The organism is Gemmatimonadota bacterium (genome assembly GCA_039715185.1).
Taxonomy (GTDB): Bacteria; Gemmatimonadota; Gemmatimonadetes; order Longimicrobiales; family RSA9; genus DATHRK01.
This window is the reverse complement of record JBDLIA010000178.1, coordinates 1-2681: the sequence shown is the minus strand read 5'-3', so window position 1 is coordinate 2681 and position 2681 is coordinate 1. Positions and strand designations below refer to the sequence as shown.

The 2681-nt window shown below is 70.2% G+C and carries 3 protein-coding genes; 1 reads left to right on the top strand and 2 read right to left on the bottom strand.

The annotated features are described in order from the left end of the window. Positions 1 to 474 (bottom strand): alpha/beta hydrolase (locus ABFS34_16415; protein MEN8377009.1); only part of this gene is annotated, 474 nt, incomplete at its 3' end. A gap of 362 nt (positions 475 to 836) precedes the next feature. Between ABFS34_16415 and ABFS34_16410 the strand changes: the two genes are divergently transcribed. Beyond that, positions 837 to 2345, top strand: a complete 1509-nt coding sequence (locus ABFS34_16410; GenBank protein MEN8377008.1) for a DHA2 family efflux MFS transporter permease subunit — start codon at positions 837 to 839, stop codon at positions 2343 to 2345. A gap of 88 nt (positions 2346 to 2433) precedes the next feature. Here the strand turns inward: ABFS34_16410 and ABFS34_16405 are convergent. Further along, the coding region (locus ABFS34_16405; protein MEN8377007.1) for a DUF885 family protein at positions 2434 to 2681 on the bottom strand (248 nt) is incomplete at its 5' end.

The following is a 2681-nucleotide window of genomic DNA, read 5'->3' as shown; positions in this document are numbered from 1 at the left end:
TAGAAACAGGCGCTCCGGATCGCCTCCTCGTGAACCGATGTTGTCGCTTACCCACTTGATGGCCGCGGCCACGTCCTCCGGCATCGCCGGCCATTGGTGGGTGGGGGCGAGCCTGTAGTCGGCGTTCGCGCACCCGAACCCCGCACCGACGAACGGTTCACATACCCGCGCGTAGAGCTCCGAGGACCGCCGTTCGCCGTTCTCCCGTAGGCTTCCCCCGTGCAGGAAGATCACGGTGGGGAAACCTGCCGCCTCGGGGAGGAAGAGGTCGAGCCTCTGATCCTCGGTGCCCTCCGTCACATATGACACGTCCCGCTCCACGCTGCTCTGCGCGGCGAGCGGGATCGCCCAGGGCGTAGCGGCGATAGTCGCCGCCAGTAGGACGAAGCGGGACCCAGGCAAAAACATGGCTGCCCCTTTCTTCCGGATCGAACCGCCCTGAAGGATCGTGTCGTGGAACTCGCGGTTGGTCATGCGGCCTGACTCCTCTGGCTGCGCAGCGTATCGCGGGCGAGGCGAGAGGATAGGCAGGACGGACATCGGGGGCCACGTCGGGAGACCTGGAGACCGGCTGGAAACCGCTGTGGCAGGACTTGAGAGCTTTTCGGGCTGCCGCGGGAAGTATGTGCAGTGTACCGACGGGCGCGGTAGACTGGCATGGTCGTACGACCAAATCTCCGCAAGGAGTCCTCATGAAGCGGATTCATAATGCGGAGGGCCGATGGTGATCCGGTTTGGAGGACTACCTTTTTCGACATAGATGAGGCGTCCTTTTGCTGGGCGAGTGAGCCCTCCGGACAAACAATGACCTGTACCCGTGACTCGAAATAGGAGACGTGGCCACGGGCGGTAACGTCCGGCTCGATTCCGCCGCCGGCCGCTGGGTGCTCGCCGCGACGGTGCTGGGATCCGCGGTGGCGATGCTCACGGGCACAGTCGTGAACGTGGCGCTGCCGGCGCTCGGGACCGCGCTCCAAGCCGGCACCGAGGAGCTCCAGTGGATCCTCAACGGCTACCTGCTGGCGCTCGCCTCGCTGATCCTGATCGGGGGCTCGCTCGGGGACCGGTACGGGCACCGGCGCATGTTCGTGGTCGGGACCGCGTGGTTCGCCGTCGCCTCCATTCTGTGCGCGCTGGCGCCGGACGTCCGCTGGCTGATCGGCTTCCGCGTTCTCCAGGGCATCGGCGCCGCGCTGCTCCTGCCGGAGAGCCTCGCCATCATCGAGGCGGTCTTCCACCCTGACGACCGCGGCCGCGCGATCGGCGCGTGGTCCGCGCTCGGCGGCATCGCGGCGGCGGTCGGCCCGCTCCTGGGAGGCTGGCTCATCGACCTCACCGGCTGGCGCTCGGTGTTCCTGCTGGTGCTGCCCCTCACCGCCGTGGTCATCGCGGTCGGGCTCGCGCGCATCCCCAGGACGCCCACCCGCGACGGCGAATCGCTGGACGTGGCGGGTGCCTCGACGGCGTTCCTCGCGCTGGGCCTGCTCACGTACGCGCTCGTGCGCGGCTCCGGAGAAGGCTTCGGTCAGCCGTTGGTGATCGCCGCGGGCCTCATCGGCTTCGCCGCGCTCCTGGCGTTCCTGGCGATCGAGGCGCGGGTCGAGCACCCGATGGTCCCGCTGACGATGTTCGCGGACCGGCTCTTCGCCGCCGGGAACGCGGTCACCTTCGTGGTCTACGCGGCGCTGGGCGGCAGCTTCTTCCTGCTGGTGGTCTACCTCCAGGTGGGTCTCGGCTACAGCGCGCTGGCCGCCGGCGCCTCGCTGCTCCCGATCACCGCGCTGATGCTCGCGCTGTCCGCGCGCGCCGGGCAGTACGCGCAGGATCACGGCTCGCGCGTGCCCCTCACGCTGGGCCCCCTGCTCGCCGCCGCCGGGCTCGCGCTCATGGCGACGATCGACCCGGGAGAGAGCTACTGGGTGTCGACGTTTCCGGCGGTGGCCGTGTTCGGCCTCGGGCTCGCCACGACCGTCGCGCCCGTCACCTCGACCGTCCTGGGCGCCGCGCCCGAGGGCCGCGAAGGCGCCGCGTCCGGCATCAACAACGCTGTCTCGCGGACCGCGCAACTGGCGGCCGTAGCGATCTTCCCGGCGGTCGCGGGGCTGGCCGGGGGCAGCATGGGCGATCGGGACGCGATGCTCGCTGGCTTCCCGCGGGCGGCCCTGGCGATGGCCGCTGTGGCGGCGCTGGGAGGGCTTTTGGGCTGGACGCTGATCCGTCCGCAGCCCGGCGCGCTCGAGGCTAGGCCGGACGCAGGGGTGGGCCGCGCCTGCCGGCACTGCGCGTTGGATGGGACCCCGCTGGCGGTGCGAGGCGATGGTGGGGCCGATGGGCGCGCCGCGTGAGGGCGCGCGTGTAATCGACCGCGGCCCAACCGGCCGCTTGCCACCAGCAGAGCGAGTCCAGTACCGACGAGTGCCGCCCGCATCGCCCCTACTCCACCTCCCCGTAGAACCGCCACCCCGCCTCGAAGTCCTCGGGCGGCGCCTGTCCAGCGAGCCGCGCCCGCACCATCTCGATCGGGATCGACCCTCCCTGCAGGATCGCGTCGTGGAACTCGCGGTTGGTCATGGCGCCCGACTGCACGAACTCCTCGTGCAGCGCGCGGATCTGGAGGCCGCCGATCATGTAGGCGACCTGGTAGAGCGGCGAGAACGTCCCGTTGAAGCTGCGCCGCACCT